This is a genomic window from Mesorhizobium sp. M7A.F.Ca.MR.148.00.0.0 (assembly GCF_003997735.1).
In the GTDB taxonomy this organism is placed as follows: domain Bacteria; phylum Pseudomonadota; class Alphaproteobacteria; order Rhizobiales; family Rhizobiaceae; genus Mesorhizobium.
On the sequence record NZ_RZTB01000378.1, the window covers coordinates 291 to 537 of the forward strand.

General features: G+C 67.6%; 1 protein-coding gene. It reads left to right on the forward strand.

The genetic code is table 11. The features are described 5' to 3' along the window. Positions 1 to 247: carbon-phosphorus lyase complex subunit PhnI (locus EOB49_RS38395; protein WP_245472998.1), on the forward strand; the 247-nt coding region annotated here is incomplete at both ends.

Below are 247 nucleotides of genomic sequence, written 5' to 3' on the forward strand. Positions count from 1 at the left end.
CCGCAGGACCATGTCCCCGGCGACATCACCCGCGAGCCGCTGGAATTCCCAATGGCGCGCGACATCCGGCTGCAGGCGCTGTCGCGCGGCGATGAGGGGTTTTTGCTGGCGCTCGGCTATTCCACCCAGCGCGGCTATGCCCGCAACCATCCCTTTGTCGGCGAGATCCGCATCGGCGAGGTCGAGCTCGAGCTCGACGTTCCCGAACTGCCCTTCGCTGTCCCGCTCGGCACTGTCCGTGTCACCG